This is a genomic window from Vibrio hyugaensis (assembly GCF_002906655.1).
Taxonomy (GTDB): domain Bacteria; phylum Pseudomonadota; class Gammaproteobacteria; order Enterobacterales; family Vibrionaceae; genus Vibrio; species Vibrio hyugaensis.
Map to the genome: position 1 here is coordinate 1339894 of NZ_CP025795.1, position 17482 is coordinate 1357375.

The window sequence follows — 17482 nt, forward strand, 5'->3', positions numbered from 1 at the left end:
AAATTGGTGTTGTCGCCGTTGTTGGATCTTTGGAAAAAGCTAGTTATTCAACACGGCATTCTGGTGCTGATAGGAGCTAGTTCGTAAACAATAGAAATTAGAAGCGTACACGTCCACTTGCATTTAAAAACTTAGCTTTTGGGTAAGCCGAAACTTGAAGTGAGTGTCGAATGAATAGTGGAGCTATCGTCTGGTTGTATCGTCACAGCGACGACCGTTAAGGAAGAGATAAGAAAGAAGACGTCGGAATACTGGGTACCGAGTAAAATTAACCTCCAAGGAAACAAATTTCAACCCAATTTCGCTAATTTACTGAATATACCCAATCGCTAAAATATGCACCCAAACATATATATTGGTTACTGGTAAATGGAGAATGAAACGCTCTTGAGAAAGAATGAAACACCAGTGTTCTAATCGAGCCTGGAAGTCGAAATAGAATATCCTTACGAAAAACCTTGTTTATGTAATTTTATTTCACATATTACGAAATAACACTAAGGATAATTCGAAGTTATTTTCACTAGAGACTTCTTAGTTACATTTGCTTTCTTTTGCTCACTTTTCGCTACCATGAGCGGCATTTTGAGACAATTTCCTGCACTCCTTTTCTCACATGAGTTGATATAAATCATTGTTAGAAGAAAACAGAATGATCTGTATTTCTCGATACATGAATCCAAACTGTCGTTTTTTCGTAAATAAATTACAGATAGACACGATTTGTAGCACGACACGTTTTTGAGGAACCAAGATGTTAGACACCCTCATGTTGTCGCGAATTCAGTTCGCGGCCAATATCAGCTTTCATATTCTCTTCCCTACCATCACCATCGCGTTAGCGTGGATGTTGGTGTTTTTCAAATGGCGATATATCCGTACCCAAGCCCCCGTCTGGCTAGATGTTTATTACTTCTGGGTTAAGGTCTTTGCATTAACTTTCGCTCTAGGCGTGGTGTCTGGCATCACCATGAGTTTCCAATTTGGTACTAACTGGCCGGGCTTTATGGAACGCGTCGGCAACGTCGCAGGCCCTCTTTTAGGTTATGAGGTCATGACCGCCTTCTTTATGGAAGCCACCTTCCTTGGCGTGATGCTGTTTGGGCGAGGACGCGTGCCAGAATGGGTTCACACTCTTGCCACCGTTCTCGTCGCCGTTGGTACGAGCATGTCCGCATTTTGGATTTTGGTCCTAAATAGTTGGATGCATACCCCAAGTGGTTACGAAGTCATCGATGGCATTGTGCATGTGACAAGCTGGAAGGAAGTTATTTTCAACCCTTCTCTTCCTTACCGATTCGCCCATACCTTGCTTGCTTCGGCGTTAACCGCAAGCTTTTTGATTGCTGGCATTTCTGCCTATCAAGTGATTAAGAAACCTGACCACCGCTCAGCAAAGCTCGGACTGAAAGTTGCGCTCTTTTCTGCGGCCGCTTTTATTCCAGTACAAATTTTTGTTGGTGACCTGCATGGATTGAATACCCTAGAACATCAACCAGCTAAAATCGCAGCGATGGAAGGTGTTTGGGAAACCGAGCAAGGTGCACCACTTCTTCTTTTTGCTATGCCAAATGAAGAAACCCGAAGTAACGATTTAGAAATTGGTGTCCCTAAGCTCGCGAGCTTGATTCTTACGCATGATTTAGAGGGCGAAATCAAAGGACTGAACGAGTTTGCTCCTGATCATCCACCAGTAAAACCGATTTTCTTCGGTTTTAGAGTCATGGTTGGGGTTGGTGTGCTCATGCTGCTCGTCAGTTGGTATGGCGCAGCCAAAGTGGCTCGCAAAAAAGCCCTGTCTAAACCGTATCTATACACCGTGTTAGCCATGACTTTCTCTGGTTGGATTGCGACATTAGCAGGCTGGTACGTAACAGAAATTGGTCGACAACCGTGGCTAGTCAGCGGCGTGTTACGCACCTCAGAAGCAGTCACAACCGTGGCAAGCAGCAGTGTTCTGACTTCCCTTGTGATGTATTTGACAATCTATGCCGTATTGTTAGTGGCGTACATACACACACTGTTTTATCTCGCGCGCAAAGACGTAGCGGCACACCAAGTACTATCGACACAGCAAGAAGCGTTGACACAACAAGAAACGTTTACTCAAAAAGAGGCCTAATCCATGCTCGATTATCTACCGGAAATTTATCTTCTCCTGCTTGGTTTCTCGGTCTTTATGTACGCCGTTTTAGACGGTTATGACCTTGGCGTGGGGATTCTTCTGCCCAGTGATAATGAAGCCCAGCGGGACAGAATGATCGCTTCAATCGGACCATTTTGGGACGCAAATGAAACTTGGCTGGTCTTGGCTGTCGGTATTTTGCTGATTGCCTTTCCTACCGCGCACAGTTTAATTCTGACCGAGCTTTATATGCCAACGGCCATCATGCTGATCGCCTTGATAATGCGTGGCGTGGCGTTCGATTTTCGTGCCAAAGCAAACGCTGACCATAAACCTCGATGGGATTGGTGTTTTAGAATCGGTTCTTTAATCACAGCCTTAACCCAAGGCTACATGGTTGGTCGTTACATCATGGGCTTTGAACACAATACCGAAGCGTATGGCTTTGCTTGGTTGAGCGCACTTTGTGTCGCAGCAGCGTACGTTTACATTGGTGGCGCATGGCTGGTATTAAAGACAGAAGGAGACTTACAAGTTCGCTCTGCTCGTTGGTCTCGTCGAGCTGGTTGGTTGGCTGCCTTGGGAATCTTAGTGGTCAGTGTGGTGAACCCGATTGTAAACGAGCAAGTGGCATTACGATGGTTCAGTTTCCCTGAAGTATTATTGCTAGCCCCAGTTCCGTTGATTGTGTTGGCGACCATCTTTCTAGTTGATCGCTATTTACGTCAGGTTCCAATGGTGAATGATCTGGGCGTGCGCTGGCCTTTCTTTGGTGTCACCGTCATTTTCGCATTGAGCTTTTTAGGTCTAGCGTACAGCTTTTTTCCAGAAGTGGTCCCAGGGTTGATGACCGCGCAAGAAGCTGCGACCTCTCCTGCGACATTAATGATTGTCGGTTATGGCGTCATGATCGTCATGCCAATGATACTGCTTTACACCTTTATGGTGTACCGAATCTTTAAAGGCAAAGCGACTGAGCTAAGTTACAAGTGATCGCCACAAATTCACGTTAAAATAGCAATAGAGAACGCCGCTAAAGTAGCGGCGCACTTTGAAACAATGCAACCAACGCGCGGACAATCTCGTTTTATTTCAATTGTAGATTTGGTCACTGCTCGACTAGTGATAGGTAAAGAGCATAGTTGTTGCAAGTTAACTAATGCTTTTTTCCACACTAAAACAATTGCGCCCCGCTTCATGAGAAACGGTGAACTTGTCGGTCATTTGTGAGATCAGCATCAGCCCTCTTCCTGAAGGGAGCCAACTGCTTTCATCGAAACGATTGGGAGCTTCGATTTGCTTTGAGGTATAACTTTGAAAGGTATTTTCATCGATGGCATTACCTTCATCCGTAATACGAAGTTCCACCTTAGGATTATTATCACTGCAGACTTCACAGACTAACTCGATGGTTCGTTCCTGCTCTTGGTAGGCGTGAATAAAGGCATTATTCATCAATTCGACCACACACAATTCTAAGGTCTGACTTATCTGAGTGGAAACAGACTGCTGATTAAGAAATTGGACGACCTCTTTGCTGGCCTCACGGGAGGTTTCTAACGAGGTATGATAAGTACACTTAAAAACGGCTTGGTTTAATTCACCAACAGTAAGCTCTAATGGCCCTAACCATTTCACTCTAAGTAGACTGACATCATCATCCAGTTCTGGCTTTTCTTGCCATTGTTGTACTTGCTCTAATACCGCATTCGTTGTTTGTCTCGTGCTTTCAACCTGAGCATGACTGATTGCAGACACCAGCCGTTCCATCCCATAAAGTTCATCGCCACGTTTTGCCTCAAGTACCCCATCAGAAAACAACCATAGCGTATCTTGAGGTTCTAACTGAATCGTACCGCCTTGGTATGTCATGGGGTCAAGTGCGCCAACAATGAAGTTGCCGTCCCCGACTTGTTCTATTGAATCGCGGTTAGATCGCTGCCAAACAAACTTAGGGTGCCCCGCCGTACAGTATTTCAGCTCCCCTGTTTGGGTGTTAAGTACCGCGTACTCAATGGTGAAATACAACTGGCTGTTATTGGCTTGCTGATAGCGTCGATTAAGCCTTTCAACCACGGCCGCTGGCTCACTTATTTGATATTCATTTTGGTGCCAGTCTAATGTCACAGACTCTGATTGGTGACGTTGTGACAAAGTTTGCTGTACCGAAAACGCCATCAACGCAGAAGAGATACCATGGCCCGATACATCGAATACATAGAAAGCGATGTGTTGTTCATCAAGCTCGATAAACCCAAGCATGTCACCACCTATCTTGGAGCAGGGTAAGTAAGTAAAACTAAATTGTACTGTGTGAATTTGTTCTTCCACTGGTAATAACTGGGCCATCAAATCGCCCGCAGAATCGAGATCTTGTTGAATGGTTTGATAGGCTAAATCGAGTTCGCGATTTCTTGTTGTGAGCGTATTGTGCAGCTCAAGAGTGCGGAAGCCTGCGCGTATTCTAGCTTGAAGCTCCTCTACCGACGTTTTCTTATCAACAAAATCATCGGCTCCTGCGTCCATACCTTGAATGATGGAAGCTTGGTCATTTCTCGATGAGAGCAACACAAAAAAGATATAACGAGAAAAGGCAGAAGATTTCAGTTCGCGACACAATTCAATACCGCTGATGCCAGGCATCATCAAGTCACTCAGCACGAACTGGATATCATCACGGTGAGTCAACACCTCAAGTGCAGACTCACCGTCTTCAACTGCAATCACATCATAGCCTTGTTTTTGTAGTGCGCTGGTCATGTAAAGCAACACCGTTTTACTGTCGTCGACCAACAAAATTGACTTCATAACGCTCCCTACTTGTGAAGCAACACCTAACGAAGTATGGCGTTAGTGGATTGCTCGTCTTTAAATCGACTGTAATCTTCTGATAAAAGTTGGTGTTGATAACGGGTGTAAGACAGTGCCTCGTTTGAAATGACGATCTGATTTTCTTTCTCTATCAACTGCCCACGCAATGACTCGATTTGTTGGTGTTGCTGGCTGTGGCTCATGTACATCGCAATCAGTCCACAGACGGATGCCACGAGCAAAGCAAACAACATGGTGTTGATGGGTTTATTCTGAACACTCATAACCTCTCCTTGTCGTTTGGTGTCCTTCGTTTCTTGGTGAAGTCCAATGATGAATAGAACGTCTACAGACTAAGAACTCGTCGTTCCAAAACGCCGTGAAAGCCAATTGAGGTTGTTGCACTAATAAAATTAATTATAGATTAATGAGGAGAAAAGAAGAGAAAACCTGCTGAAATTGAAGATCTTTGCCGATAAAGGAAAGAAAGCAGCAAACCCAATTCGAGATTGCTGCTTTGGAAATATTAACTTTGGAACGCCTCGCGCACAGAAACTTGCTCAAACCAACGTGCGATATTAGGGTAAGTTTTGAAGACTTCGATGTTCAAGCCATTCACGGCAAACCCAACAAAAATGTAGCCGGTAATATCCACTATGGTGAAGTTATCAGAGGCTATATGTTCACTCTCTGACAGACGCTTTTCCAAAATAGGTAAGAATTCTAGAACGCGAGATTTTGACTCATCACCCCACGCCGCTACGCAATTTTCACGGTCTTGGTAAATTGCCGTGATGTTGCGGAACGCTTGAAATGCCGTGTACAAACCTTGGAATTCAACAACGCGATGCCACATTTCTACTTGTGCTCGTTCGAGTTGATTGGTGCCAAACAGCGACAAGTCATTTTCAAACGCTTCATCGAGGTAGCGACAAATTGCCACGCTCTCACAGATTGTGGTGCCATCTTCTAGTTCTAGCAGTGGCACTTTGCCGTTGACACTCTTTGTTTTAAACACATCAGTCAGGTTGTCACCTTCACGAACATTCAGCGCAACTCGCTCAACCTCGCCACCGATTTCCTTTAGAAAAATGCTAACTCGCTTACAACTTGGAGTCATTGCGGTTTCATAGAGCTTCATTTCACATCCTTTTATCTTTTTCTAACCGATTGGTTAGGATATACTGTAGCCAGTTTATAAACGATCAGTCAAGAACTTCACTATCAAAATTCTTCAAACAGTTGTGGGCCTATTTACCGCGAGAGGAATTTTGATGCCGTTTGTGGGTTCGCATGAAATTGGGGTTGAGTGTTTTCACCATTTTGGTTCAGTTCGAACACCGAAGGTTCTCTGTTCCATCCCTCCAAGCAATAAAATCTTTAAGAAATGGGCCCAGGCAGGTAATTTATGGCAAGAAAAGCTAACTTCGACCGAGACGAAAAGCTCCTTGTGGCGATGGATGTGTTTTGGCGCAAAGGATTTGCGAATACGTCTATCTCGGATTTAACCGATGAACTTAGCATCAACCGCTTCAGTCTTTACAACACCTACGGTGACAAGCAGCAGTTGTACTACGCAGCACTCGATACCTATTTGAAAAAGGTCTCGCTACCCTCACTGAATAACTTAGAGAAAGATAACGCGTCATTGCCAGAGCTTGAATCATTCCTAAAATCTTTTGCTGAGTTACAGCGTAAACGCAACTGTGGTTGTTTCATTCAAAACGCACTGATTGAGCACGCAGGTGAAGATGATGATGTGTTGCGTAAAGGTCACTTCTTGTTTGATCACCTCATCGGTATCATTACTGACACTCTCACCAACGCACAGAAAGAAACCTTGGTTCCTAAAACGCTTAAGCCCGATGAACTTGCACGATTTGTTCTTAATCACATGCAAGGCATGCGTGTGTTGGGTAAAGCAAAGCGTTATGCAGACTTGGATACAGCGCTTTCTTGCTTGCTGGTCTTGATTAGGAAGTAATATGTCGATTGAAGTGATAGCAGTACGCCTTACCAAAGGCTTGGATTTGAAGCAGAGCCTAGCGAAATTGGTCAAGGAACACGGCATCAAAGCAGGCTCGATTGCCTCTTGTGTCGGTTGTGTCTCTGACCTCAAGCTTCGTCTTGCGGGCGCAGAAAGCGCGTTAACGAGACAAGAGCCATTTGAGATTGTGTCTTTGATGGGGACATTAACGCCAGAACATCAGCACGTACATATTTCGGTTTCTGATCATGAAGGACGTGTTTGGGGTGGGCATTTAATGGAAGGCACGGTTATTGATACCACAGCAGAGTTGATCATCCACTCCTACTCAGACCTTGAGTTTACAAGAGCCAAGGACGAAACCACTGGTTATACTGAGCTCGAAGTCTATTCCATAAACAACCAATAAACAAAAAGCTCCAAAGCCATACTCTTGTGGTCTCTGGAGCTTTATTCGTTATTTATAACTCGTGATAAGAAATCTAGCTAGACTCGAGGTTTTATTCTTCGACTAAATAACAGACTTCATCACCGTCGATAGTGACTTGCCATGTTTTTAGGCTGTGAGCTTCATCTTCCAAACATCGCCCTGTCTTCAAGCTGAAGTGTTGTTTGTACAGAGGCGACGCAACACAAATCTCACCATCAATATCACCGACGATCCCTCGGCTCATCACATAAGCGTTGCCTATCGGGTCCCAATCTTGAACTGCATAAACGCCGCTATCTGGAATGTAGAACAACGCGACATGCTCGCCTTCAATCAACACTGTGGCTCCAATGAACGGCATAAGGTCACCGAGCTGACACAGTTTCACTTTAATTAATGCCGCCATTTACACCTCCTGTTTCACTGGAATACGTTGACCACGCACACGTTGATACGGCAATACTTTACTGCCCGACGTGCTGTTCAAGAAAGGGCGGAAGCGTTGCAGTTTCTGCGGGTTGTCCAACGTACTCTTCCATTCACATTGATAGGCATCTACGACTCGCGCCATTTGCTCGTCCAAAGAGTCACAAAGGTTAAGAGAATCATCCAAAATCACTTGTTTGAGGTAGTCTAAGCCCCCTTCCATGTTCTCCATCCACACAGACGTGCGCTGCAAGCGGTCTGCTGTGCTCACGTAGAACATCAATACTCGGTCGATCATGGTGATCAATTCTTGTTTGGATAAGTCGGATACAAACAAGTCAGCGTGTCGTGGCCGCATACCCCCATTACCACACACGTATAGGTTCCAGCCGTTTTCAGTGGCGATCACTCCAATGTCTTTACTTTGCGCTTCTGCACACTCACGAGTACAACCCGATACGGCAAACTTAAGCTTATGGGGCGCTCGCAATCCTTTGTAGCGATTCTCAAGCTCAATGGCTAAACCGACCGAATCATCGACACCATAACGACACCAAGTAGAGCCAACACAAGATTTCACGGTGCGTACCGATTTGCCGTAGGCATGCCCGGTCTCAAAACCTGCATCAATTAAGGTTTGCCAGATTTCCGGAAGTTGCTCTAACTGAGCACCAAATAAATCCACACGCTGACCGCCAGTGATCTTGGTATATAAGTCATATTGTTGCGCGACTTCGCCAAGTACAATCAGCTTGTCTGGAGTAATCTCACCGCCCGGTACACGAGGCACAATCGAGTAAGAGCCATCTTTTTGTAGGTTTGCCATAAAGGCATCGTTAGAATCTTGTAGAGACTGATGCTGTGGCTCCATGATGTGTTCATTCCACAAAGAAGCAAACACAGATGCCGCTGTCGGCTTACAGATATCACACCCATGCCCTTTGCCATGCAGTGCAATTAAGGTGTCGAAGCCTTTGATTTGTTCCACTTGGCAAATATGGAACATCTCTTGGCGACTAAGCTCAAAGTGCTCACAAAGGTGGTTGTTAACCTCTACCCCCATGGCTGCCAGTTGAGTATCCAATACCGACTTCACCATATTGCTACAACCACCACAGCCAGTACCGGCTTTGGTGTTGGCTTTAAGGTCCGTCAGGTTGGTAGTGCCAGCTTGAATCTCGGCAACTAAGTCGCCTTTTGTGACGTTGTGACAAGAACAGATGATGGCGCTGTCTGGCATCTCTCCGTCCAGCATTCCTGTATCAAACAGCAGGTTCGCTGCGTGGTCTGGCAGAACCGTTTTGTTCAAATAACACTGCAAAAGCGCATCGTAGTCACTGTTGTCACCAACGAGAATCGCACCAAGCAATTGGGTACCACTCGCATCTACCACCAGCTTTTTGTAGATGCCTGCGACCGCATCTTGCAACACCATTTCTTGAGCGCCTTCGGTTTGCATTTGTGCATCGCCGATAGACGCCACATCCACCCCAAGCAGCTTGAGTTTAGTGCTCATGTCTGCACCTTTAAAACCTTCGCTCGGCATCCCAGTCAAGACATCGGCGGTGGTTCTCGCCATGGTGTAACCGGGGGCGACCAAACCAAAGATCTTCTGCTCCCAAAGGGCACATTCGCCAATCGCGTATATGTTCTCATCGCTGGTTTGGCATTGGTTATTAATCACAATGCCGCCTCGCTCGCCTACTTCTAGCTCAGCCAACCTTGCCAACTCATCTTGAGGGCGGATCCCTGCGGAGAAGACAATCACATCCACTTCGAGAGGATCTTTGTCTTTAAACACCATGCGATGCTTAGCCGTTTCACCATCGCAGATTCGTTCCGTACCCGTTGAGGTATGAACGGTTAGCCCTAGCGCTTCAATCTTCTCTTTTAGCACTAAGCCAGCACCATCATCTAACTGCACGGGCATCAGGCGAGGAGCAAATTCAATGACATGAGTTTCTAGCCCTAATAGTTTGAGTGCATTTGCAGCTTCTAAACCCAACAAGCCACCGCCAATCACTGCGCCCGTTCTTGCGCCCGTTCTTGCGCCTTCACATGCCTTTTTGATTTGTGAAAGGTCATCAAGCGTGCGGTAGACAAACACGTTGTCGCGGTCTTTACCTTCAATTGGTGGCACAAATGGGTAAGAACCGGTAGCGAGCACGAGTTGGTCGTAACCCAGCACATCTTCACCATCAAGCAGAATACGCTTTTGCTCTCTGTCGATGCCCGTTACTTGGCTGCCAAGTACTAGTTGGATGCCATGCATGTCGTACCATTCTTGGTTACTCAGCATCAAATCATCATGAGACTTACCCGCAAATAAAGAAGAGAGTTGTACACGGTCATACGCGATAAAACGCTCTGCACCAATCACGGTAATTCTGTGCTCCATATGCGCGTTTTTCTGCACTAATTGCTCGACGAGATGCTGCCCGACCATACCGTTACCTACCACAACGATGTGGCTCAATGCGTTCTTTACTGGGATCGTTAAAGGACTGTTCATCGCTGCCTCCTTATGCCGTTTGCGCTGCGGTTTTGGGTTTGTCTTCTTTCGAAGCCGGAATCTCGACTTTGGATTGCTTCTCGTAAAGGAACTTCAGCACCGCTTGTCGACACTTCTGATACTGCGCATCATCCGCCAGTGCTACACGCTCACGAGGGCGCGGTAGATTCACTTCTAACACTTCACCAATGGTTGCAGCCGGTCCGTTGGTCATCATCACGATTTTGTCGGATAGCAGCACCGCTTCATCCACGTCATGGGTAATCATGATGACGGTGTTGTTTAGCTCGGCTTGGATCTTCATCAGTGCATCCTGCAAATGCGCACGTGTTAACGCATCCAACGCACCAAATGGTTCATCCATCAATAAAACCTTTGGTTGAAGTGCCAGTGCTCTCGCAATGCCGACTCGCTGCTTCATACCACCCGAGATTTCATCCGGCTTTTTGTGCGCAGCATGCTGCATTTGAATCAGCTCCAAATAGTGATTCACTTGCTCCTGAATCCACGCTTTGCCCTTTTTGCCGGCGATTTGTTTTACTGCGAGTTCAACGTTTTGATACACGGTTAACCAAGGTAATAATGAATGGTTTTGGAACACCACTGCGCGGTCTGGTCCCGGTCCAGCTACTTCTCGTCCATCGACGATCACACCGCCGTCTGTTGGCATGTGCAGACCCGCAACTAAGTTCAATACCGTTGATTTTCCGCAACCAGAGTGGCCAATCAGCGACACAAACTCGCCTTTATTGATTTGTAAATCGACGTTCTTTAACGCGATGAACTCACCATCTGGCGTTGGGAATCGCATCCCTAAACGCGTTAGATCTAATAATGCCTTTTCCATGATCTTTTCCCTTATCTCAACGCTTGTTGTTTATTCCAAGACAACCACTTTTGAAGTTGCAGCATGCCTCTATCGAGCATCAAACCAATAAAGCCGATAGTGATGACCGCCACCATGATGCGACCCAATGACGCTGAGCTGCCGTTTTGGAACTCATCCCAAACGAACTTGCCTAACCCAGGGTTCTGCGCGAGCATTTCTGCCGCAATCAATACCATCCAAGCGATACCTAAAGAGAGACGTAAACCAGTGAAAATCATTGGAATGGCAGAAGGTAAAACGATGGTGCGAATGTGCTGCCACCACGAAAGTTGAAGCACTTTACTCACGTTAACTAAGTCTTTATCAACGCTCGTTACACCCACAGCGGTATTAATCAGCGTCGGCCATAAGCTACACAGCGCCACTGTGATCAGAGAGTTAATGAACGACTTCGCAAACATCGGGTCATCACTCACATAAGTGGCACTTACAACCATGGTAACGATGGGTAGCCAAGCTAAAGGTGATACGGGCTTGAGCAGTTGAATGATTGGGTTGAACGCTTGATACAGCCCTTGATTAAGACCAAGCACGATGCCAAGTGGAATCGCGATAACCGTCGCCAGCAGAAAGCCCGCTGTCACAGTTACTAAGCTCGTCACGATTTGATCAAAGAACGTCGGCTTACCTGTGTAAGGACGAATCTTCACTTCCGCATCTGGATTTTTGGCTAATTTTGCAGCATTGCGCTTTTCCTGACGCTCGATAAACGCTTGTTCCTTTTCTCGCTCTTGCCAATGGTCATCGACAAGGTTGCTGAACTGCTGAAAAGTCTGCACCGGTCCCGGCAGCGTACCTAATGAGGTTTGCACTTCTCTCGCCGCTAAGTGCCACATTGCCAAAAAGATCATCAAACCAATGACGGGCAAAAGCACCAGCCGACTTCGGTTCACTACCTGCTTAGCAGGAAAAAGGGAAATGACATTACTAGACATACTCACTCCTAAGAAATTTACATCCTTGTTGCCACAAACGAGTCCCCTCGCCTGTGGCGTTTATCGTTATGATTAAACTTTGTCTTTTCCTTTAAGCCCGATAGAGAACTTTTCTAGATATTTGTTTGGCTCACGACCGTCATAAACGATGTTGTCAATAAAGTGTGTTTGTGGCGCACGAAAACCATCTTCAGCACTGAAATCTGGGAAGTCTTTTTTGTTCAACACACCATCTTCAATTAGCGCTTGAGCTGCTTGCTGGTAGATATCAGGACGGTAAACCTCTTTTGCCACATCCATGTACCAATCATCGGATTTCTCGCTTGAGATTTGTCCCCAACGGCGCATTTGAGTCAGATACCAAATCGCATCGCTGTAATACGGATAAGTGGCGTTATGACGGAAGAACACGTTGAAGTCTGGCACGTCTCGTTTGTCGCCTTTCTCGTATTCAAATGTGCCGGTCATTGAGTTGGCGATAACTTCGGCATCGGCTCCAACGTACTCGCTTTTTGATAGCATCTTCACCGCTTCTTGACGGTTAGCGTTGTCGTTTTCATCCAACCAATGTGCAGCTCGAATCAAGGCTTTCACTACGCGAATGTGCGTGTTTGGATACTTCTCAGCCCAAGCTTTGGAAACACCAAACACTTTCTCTGGGTTGTTCTTCCAGATCTCGTAATCGGTCACTACTGGCGTACCAATGCCTTTGAACACGGCTTGCTGGTTCCAAGGTTCGCCTACGCAGTACCCTTTGATCGTGCCCGCTTCCATTGTGGCTGGCATTTGTGGTGGCGGTGTAACACTCAAAAGAACGTCAGCATCCAATTGGCCACTGTTATCGCCTGAGTCTGGTGCGTAAAAACCTGGATGAATCCCACCTGCCGCTAACCAGTATCGCAACTCATAGTTGTGCGTCGACACAGGGAACACCATACCCATGTTGAACGGTTTACCTTTATCCAGGTAGCTGTCGACCACAGGCTTCAGTGCATCCGCTTTGATTGGGTGAACAGGTTTGCCATCTGGCTGCTTTGGAATATATTGCTTCATCTGCTCCCAAGTATCATTGGAAACCGTGATTGCGTTACCATTCAAATCCATACTGAACGCAGTAATCACTTCTGCTTTTGTGCCGACACCAATCGTCGCGCCCAATGGCTGACCAGCAAGCATGTGCGCACCAGCAAGCTCACCATCGATGACTCGGTCTAATAGCACCTTCCAGTTTGCTTGCGCTTCTAAGGTGACATACAAGCCTTCATCTTCAAAAAAGCCTTTCTCATACGCGACCGCCAACGGTGCCATATCGGTCAATTTAATAAAACCAAACTTCAGGTCCTCAATTTCTGGCTCACCCAACTCTGCCTTTACGCTGACCGTGGTGAATACCGATAACGAAATTGCTGACACTTTCAGTATCGAACTCCATTTCATTGGTTTGCTCCCATAAAAAAAGCGCCACTACTCCGAAGAGCAGTAGCGCCGTTGCTAAGTCTCAAATTACCGCCGTTGATAATTGAGGTAAGCGATTCAACAATAAACCCGTTTCTATTAATCCAATTACTGTGCCAACTTATTTTTCACTGTAAATACAATAGATTAGTTGTTCATCCCTTTCTCAACTCCCCGTTATTGCTTATTGATAGTGCAACACGCACCACGTTAGAAAATGCACCCTAACCCCAAAGTGGTAGGGGCGCTAATCCAAAACCTCTAATGTTGTTATCAAATTCTTGGCAACTTGAGCGAGCGTTTGGCTCGATTGCATGGCGGAATTGCGAAGGGCTTTGTACGCCTGTTCTTCATCAACATTGTGCATTTTCATCAGTAACCCTTTGGCTTTTTCAATTAGCTTTCGCTCTTCGATTTTATTGGTCAGTGATTCAATTTCTGATTCCATACTCACGAATCTTGCTCGCACTAGAGTGGCATGTTCAATCCAAGGCTGTAGCGCAAAGTCAGAATCGTGCGGCATCAGAACATAATCCATTTTTTCTGATAAACGATTGATATCATTAGATGATAATTTCTTTAGCACGATAAGAAGTGGCGCTGATTTTCGGCGACAAAAATCAACGACTAGGCGCAGTTCTGCTGTCGGTTGCTGCCAACCAACAACCACTTTAGCCGTAGGTTCACGCTGCATTAGCGGTTCCAGTTGCGCTAATTGGCAACCTAAAATGTTATCGTAATCTTTGCTCAATAAACCGGACAACCTCGCCTGTTCAGGCAAGCTATCACAGCATACAATTATGGGGGTTTTCGATGTTATATGAGTCATGCACATTCCTTGTTTATATCTCACTCACTAAGAGATACATAACAAGGAATGTGCCAACTACAAATGAAAGGTATTTAACTAGAGGCGAGATGTTCTTTGAAAAAGCCTAAGGTACGTTCCCAAGCCAACGCTGCTTCTTCCGGAGCATAGCGCCCAGTAGAGTCGTTATGGAAACCATGGTTCACGTTCTCGTACATTAGCGCCTGATACTGAGCGTCGGTCGCAATGAGTTGTTGTTCGTACATTGGCCAAGTGTCGTTGACGCGTTTATCTAGCCCAGCAAAGTGCAACATTAGTGGCCCTTTGACTTGCTTCTGAATCTCTTGCGCAGCAGGTGTTCCATAAAAAGGCACGCCCGCATCCAGTTCTTCTGGCATTACCGCTGCAAGCATATTGACAATGTATCCACCGAAGCAGAATCCAACCGCTCCCAATTTACCGTTGCCACCCTCGTATTGCTTAAGGAAGTTAGCAGCTGCAATGAAATCTTGCTCTATCTTGGCTCTATCCATCTCTTTTTGCATAGCTCGCCCTTCGTCATCGTTCCCGGGGTAACCGCCAAGTGGGTATAGGGCATCGGGCGCGAAAGCAATAAAGCCATCTTTAGCAAGTCGCCTCGTCACATCTTTGATGTACGGATTTAATCCACGGTTCTCATGTATAACAAGTACCGTGGGCGATTTAAGAGTCTTTTTCTGCGGCATAACCAAATAACCACGCCCTTCTCCGTGCCCATTTGGAGACGGGAAAGTTTCGTAAGTCGCTTTGATTTCTGGATCATTAAAGGAAACTTGCTCGGCAAGCGCATAGTTCGGCGTTAAAGCATCGACGAGAGCTGTCATGCTAAAACCTAATACAGCAAGGCCGCCAAGCCTGTTTAGAAACTCTCGACGTGAGATCTTCCCATGCGCGTATTCATCGTACCAATCAAAGGCCTCTTGCGGGATCGGGTGAGAAGCTTTTTCACTTGGAGTGGTATGCTTTAGAACCATTATCCTTGTCCTCTATTTCTTACCATAAACGGATTTCCGAAGTCTCAATAGCAGACCTTAATTGGGACGCGATTGAGAGCTAGAACTGTAGTTCACCACTTTGATATGGAACAAAGTAGCGAGACATATCACTGGTGAGCTTAGATCTGTGGATCATCTTCATACAATAGATAATGGATGCAGATTCAACAACTTTGCACTGTTGGTTTTACATGTTTTTACACTTTGGCTTTACTTATTTGAGCAGTAAACCTGCCAATAAGAGAACGCACACTCAAAGGCTTTTTCTCTGTCGTGCATTTGAGCAAACAAGACCACGGTCATAGTCGCAAGCACTGTATTCACCATTTGATTTAGGTCTTCTTCTGCAGTGCCAAATGGGCAATGTGTTGGCATTGGAACCTCTGACAACATTTGCTCGGTCCAGTAATGCGACGTCACACCACTGGTTTGGCTTAACCACACCGTTTGACTCACTTTCGGGTTGTATTCAGACTCGCCCGATTGCCCCTTGAATGAGACGACAGCGTGCGCGGTTTGACCAATTTCAAATTCCACTTCCGCATGAAGCTGCTGGAATCCTGGGTGAAAACTGCCCCTAATACCCACTGTTGCCTGTCCAGGATTAAGCGCACGCACCACGGTGTTGATTGGTGTTCTTAACCCATAGCGATTCTTCCAACCAATCATGGTTTCGGCTCGCGGAGCAAACGCGCTAAGAGGTAGATAAATGATATTCTGCGTTTCGAGAACGCGCTTTGCTTCTTCTGCTGAGTCTGCTTTAGTGATACCAAATGTCTCTAAGTAATCTTCAGCATGTAAGCGGCCAGATTGACGGTCATGATAACCGTGCATCAAAATCTTGTGACCATTGTCGGCAAGAATCTTTGCAGCAAGTAAGTGCCAAGGTTGGCCTGCGGCCTCTCGTTTACCTGCGTAACACGGCCAGTCAATGTCTGCACCGATAGCAGGCATACGCGATTGGAATGCTTTTACAAAGCCTGCGATTTCTTGTTGAGTCTCGTTCTGTACACGGATCAGCATCAGTAGCATCGCCATCTGATCATCTTCGCAGTCACCGTTTAGATACTCATCCATAACTCGAAAGGCTTGATCAAAGTTAAGTGGCTTTCTGCCACGTTCACCTCGACCGACTGTTCTGATACATTCCAAAATGCTGCTCATATTCCCTCGTATTCCGTCACTGTCTGTACGGTTTCTATTAGTTGTTCACGCAGTTTGACAACTTCTCCCATCACAATCAATGCTGGGCTGACTCCTTTGAGTGTAATCGATAAATCATTGAGCTGATTGAGTCTTGCTACGTGAACTTGCTGTTCAGGACTACAGCCGTGAGTAATGATCGCAACAGGGAAATCAGACTCTAATCCAGAACCAAGCAAACCCGCTTGTATCGCTTTAGCCTTTTCCAAACCCATGTAAAATACCAGCGTCTGACCGCTTTGCATCAGTTGGCTCCAAGCCTCAAATGCACCTTTCACAACTTGCCCCGTCACAAAGGTAACGCTACGAGCAACGCCACGATGAGTAAGCGGGATCAAGCTACTTGCCGAACAACCGATGGCAGCAGTAATACCGGGGATGACTTCATAAGCGATAGAGTGTTTGACGAGCGCTAACGCCTCTTCACCTCCACGGCCAAATACGAAAGGATCTCCCCCTTTTAAGCGTACAACTCGCTTTCCTTGCCGGGCGAGCGATACCATCAAATCACAGATTTCTTCCTGACCAATACTAGGTTGTCCGCATCGTTTACCCACGTAAATCCAATCGGCTTGTGGCGAAGCCAACTCCAAAATATCTTTGTTAACCAAACGGTCGTACAGAAGAACCTCTGCCGACATAATCGCTTTCACTGCCTTCACCGTTAACAAGTCTGGATCGTGCGGCCCTGCTCCGACAATCGAGACAAAACCTTTGTGGTTCGCATCTAGATCTACGGATTGGTCTTCTAAAAGCTTGTTCAGTTTGCTTGCTTGGTCATGCTTAGAAAAGCGAGACGAGCGTTCTTGATTCTGGTCCGCTTGTCCTTTCTTAAACCAAGACTTTTGATAAGGCGCTTCCATGTGC

The 17482-nt window shown here is 46.1% G+C and carries 16 protein-coding genes; 4 read left to right on the top strand and 12 right to left on the bottom strand.

Going from position 1 to position 17482, the window contains the following annotated elements:
- Positions 1 to 754 precede the first annotated feature (754 nt).
- Positions 755 to 2122, top strand: a complete 1368-nt coding sequence (locus C1S74_RS23065; protein ID WP_103415376.1) for a cytochrome ubiquinol oxidase subunit I — start codon at positions 755 to 757, stop codon at positions 2120 to 2122.
- A gap of 3 nt (positions 2123 to 2125) precedes the next feature.
- Positions 2126 to 3118, top strand: coding sequence for a cytochrome d ubiquinol oxidase subunit II (locus C1S74_RS23070; RefSeq protein ID WP_045402392.1), 993 nt, complete (start codon positions 2126 to 2128; stop codon positions 3116 to 3118).
- Positions 3119 to 3277: 159 nt separating this feature from the next.
- On the opposite strand, the gene C1S74_RS23075 is transcribed toward C1S74_RS23070, so the two are convergent.
- From C1S74_RS23075 to C1S74_RS23085, 3 genes are all read right to left on the bottom strand, one after another.
- Positions 3278 to 4933, bottom strand: a complete 1656-nt coding sequence (locus C1S74_RS23075; RefSeq protein WP_045402393.1) for an ATP-binding SpoIIE family protein phosphatase — start codon at positions 4931 to 4933, stop codon at positions 3278 to 3280.
- Positions 4934 to 4959: 26 nt separating this feature from the next.
- Positions 4960 to 5220 (bottom strand): hypothetical protein, encoded by a 261-nt coding sequence (locus C1S74_RS23080; protein ID WP_045402395.1) that lies wholly within the window; start codon positions 5218 to 5220, stop codon positions 4960 to 4962.
- A gap of 242 nt (positions 5221 to 5462) precedes the next feature.
- A complete protein-coding gene (locus C1S74_RS23085) occupies positions 5463 to 6077 on the bottom strand; it encodes a glutathione S-transferase (RefSeq protein ID WP_045402397.1) in 615 nt (204 codons plus the stop codon).
- Between the two features lie 267 nt (positions 6078 to 6344).
- Between C1S74_RS23085 and C1S74_RS23090 the strand changes: the two genes are divergently transcribed.
- Positions 6345 to 6920, top strand: coding sequence for a TetR/AcrR family transcriptional regulator (locus C1S74_RS23090; RefSeq protein ID WP_045402399.1), 576 nt, complete (start codon positions 6345 to 6347; stop codon positions 6918 to 6920).
- Between the two features lies 1 nt (position 6921).
- Complete coding sequence (locus C1S74_RS23095; RefSeq protein ID WP_045402401.1) at positions 6922 to 7332, top strand: PPC domain-containing DNA-binding protein; 411 nt, start codon at positions 6922 to 6924, stop codon at positions 7330 to 7332.
- A 91-nt stretch (positions 7333 to 7423) separates the two neighbouring features.
- Here the strand turns inward: C1S74_RS23095 and nirD are convergent, their stop codons facing one another.
- From nirD to cobA, 9 genes are all read right to left on the bottom strand, one after another.
- A complete protein-coding gene (gene nirD / locus C1S74_RS23100) occupies positions 7424 to 7759 on the bottom strand; it encodes a nitrite reductase small subunit NirD (protein WP_045402402.1) in 336 nt (111 codons plus the stop codon).
- Complete coding sequence (gene nirB, locus C1S74_RS23105; RefSeq protein ID WP_045402404.1) at positions 7760 to 10291, bottom strand: nitrite reductase large subunit NirB; 2532 nt, start codon at positions 10289 to 10291, stop codon at positions 7760 to 7762.
- A 10-nt stretch (positions 10292 to 10301) separates the two neighbouring features.
- Positions 10302 to 11138 carry an ABC transporter ATP-binding protein gene (locus C1S74_RS23110; RefSeq protein WP_005450080.1) on the bottom strand — a complete coding sequence of 279 codons (837 nt, stop codon included), beginning with the start codon at positions 11136 to 11138 and terminating at the stop codon, positions 10302 to 10304.
- A gap of 11 nt (positions 11139 to 11149) precedes the next feature.
- Positions 11150 to 12115, bottom strand: a complete 966-nt coding sequence (locus C1S74_RS23115) for an ABC transporter permease (RefSeq protein WP_045402407.1) — start codon at positions 12113 to 12115, stop codon at positions 11150 to 11152.
- 72 nt (positions 12116 to 12187) lie between these two features.
- Positions 12188 to 13552, bottom strand: a complete 1365-nt coding sequence (locus C1S74_RS23120; RefSeq protein ID WP_045402408.1) for a CmpA/NrtA family ABC transporter substrate-binding protein — start codon at positions 13550 to 13552, stop codon at positions 12188 to 12190.
- A 265-nt stretch (positions 13553 to 13817) separates the two neighbouring features.
- On the bottom strand, positions 13818 to 14399 hold the full coding sequence (locus C1S74_RS23130) for an ANTAR domain-containing response regulator (protein ID WP_045402411.1): 582 nt from the start codon (positions 14397 to 14399) through the stop codon (positions 13818 to 13820).
- A 74-nt stretch (positions 14400 to 14473) separates the two neighbouring features.
- Complete coding sequence (locus C1S74_RS23135) at positions 14474 to 15391, bottom strand: dienelactone hydrolase family protein (RefSeq protein WP_045402413.1); 918 nt, start codon at positions 15389 to 15391, stop codon at positions 14474 to 14476.
- 231 nt (positions 15392 to 15622) lie between these two features.
- Positions 15623 to 16576 carry a glycosyl transferase family protein gene (locus tag C1S74_RS23140; RefSeq protein WP_045402415.1) on the bottom strand — a complete coding sequence of 318 codons (954 nt, stop codon included), beginning with the start codon at positions 16574 to 16576 and terminating at the stop codon, positions 15623 to 15625.
- On the bottom strand, positions 16573 to 17478 hold the full coding sequence (gene cobA / locus C1S74_RS23145; RefSeq protein ID WP_045402417.1) for a uroporphyrinogen-III C-methyltransferase: 906 nt from the start codon (positions 17476 to 17478) through the stop codon (positions 16573 to 16575). The genes C1S74_RS23140 and cobA overlap by 4 nt, the downstream gene beginning before the upstream one ends.
- Positions 17479 to 17482: the final 4 nt, after the last annotated feature.

Bases quoted from the DNA above. Each gene is read 5' to 3' on its own strand.
- C1S74_RS23065 (WP_103415376.1), top strand. From the start codon at position 755: ATGTTAGACACCCTCATGTTGTCGCGAATTCAGTTCGCGGCCAATATC.
- C1S74_RS23070 (WP_045402392.1), top strand. From the start codon at position 2,126: ATGCTCGATTATCTACCGGAAATTTATCTTCTCCTGCTTGGTTTCTCG.
- C1S74_RS23075 (WP_045402393.1), bottom strand. From the start codon at position 4,933: ATGAAGTCAATTTTGTTGGTCGACGACAGTAAAACGGTGTTGCTTTAC.
- C1S74_RS23080 (WP_045402395.1), bottom strand. From the start codon at position 5,220: ATGAGTGTTCAGAATAAACCCATCAACACCATGTTGTTTGCTTTGCTC.
- C1S74_RS23085 (WP_045402397.1), bottom strand. From the start codon at position 6,077: ATGAAGCTCTATGAAACCGCAATGACTCCAAGTTGTAAGCGAGTTAGC.
- C1S74_RS23090 (WP_045402399.1), top strand. From the start codon at position 6,345: ATGGCAAGAAAAGCTAACTTCGACCGAGACGAAAAGCTCCTTGTGGCG.
- C1S74_RS23095 (WP_045402401.1), top strand. From the start codon at position 6,922: ATGTCGATTGAAGTGATAGCAGTACGCCTTACCAAAGGCTTGGATTTG.
- nirD (WP_045402402.1), bottom strand. From the start codon at position 7,759: ATGGCGGCATTAATTAAAGTGAAACTGTGTCAGCTCGGTGACCTTATG.
- nirB (WP_045402404.1), bottom strand. From the start codon at position 10,291: ATGAACAGTCCTTTAACGATCCCAGTAAAGAACGCATTGAGCCACATC.
- C1S74_RS23110 (WP_005450080.1), bottom strand. From the start codon at position 11,138: ATGGAAAAGGCATTATTAGATCTAACGCGTTTAGGGATGCGATTCCCA.
- C1S74_RS23115 (WP_045402407.1), bottom strand. From the start codon at position 12,115: ATGTCTAGTAATGTCATTTCCCTTTTTCCTGCTAAGCAGGTAGTGAAC.
- C1S74_RS23120 (WP_045402408.1), bottom strand. From the start codon at position 13,552: ATGAAATGGAGTTCGATACTGAAAGTGTCAGCAATTTCGTTATCGGTA.
- C1S74_RS23130 (WP_045402411.1), bottom strand. From the start codon at position 14,399: ATGACTCATATAACATCGAAAACCCCCATAATTGTATGCTGTGATAGC.
- C1S74_RS23135 (WP_045402413.1), bottom strand. From the start codon at position 15,391: ATGGTTCTAAAGCATACCACTCCAAGTGAAAAAGCTTCTCACCCGATC.
- C1S74_RS23140 (WP_045402415.1), bottom strand. From the start codon at position 16,576: ATGAGCAGCATTTTGGAATGTATCAGAACAGTCGGTCGAGGTGAACGT.
- cobA (WP_045402417.1), bottom strand. From the start codon at position 17,478: ATGGAAGCGCCTTATCAAAAGTCTTGGTTTAAGAAAGGACAAGCGGAC.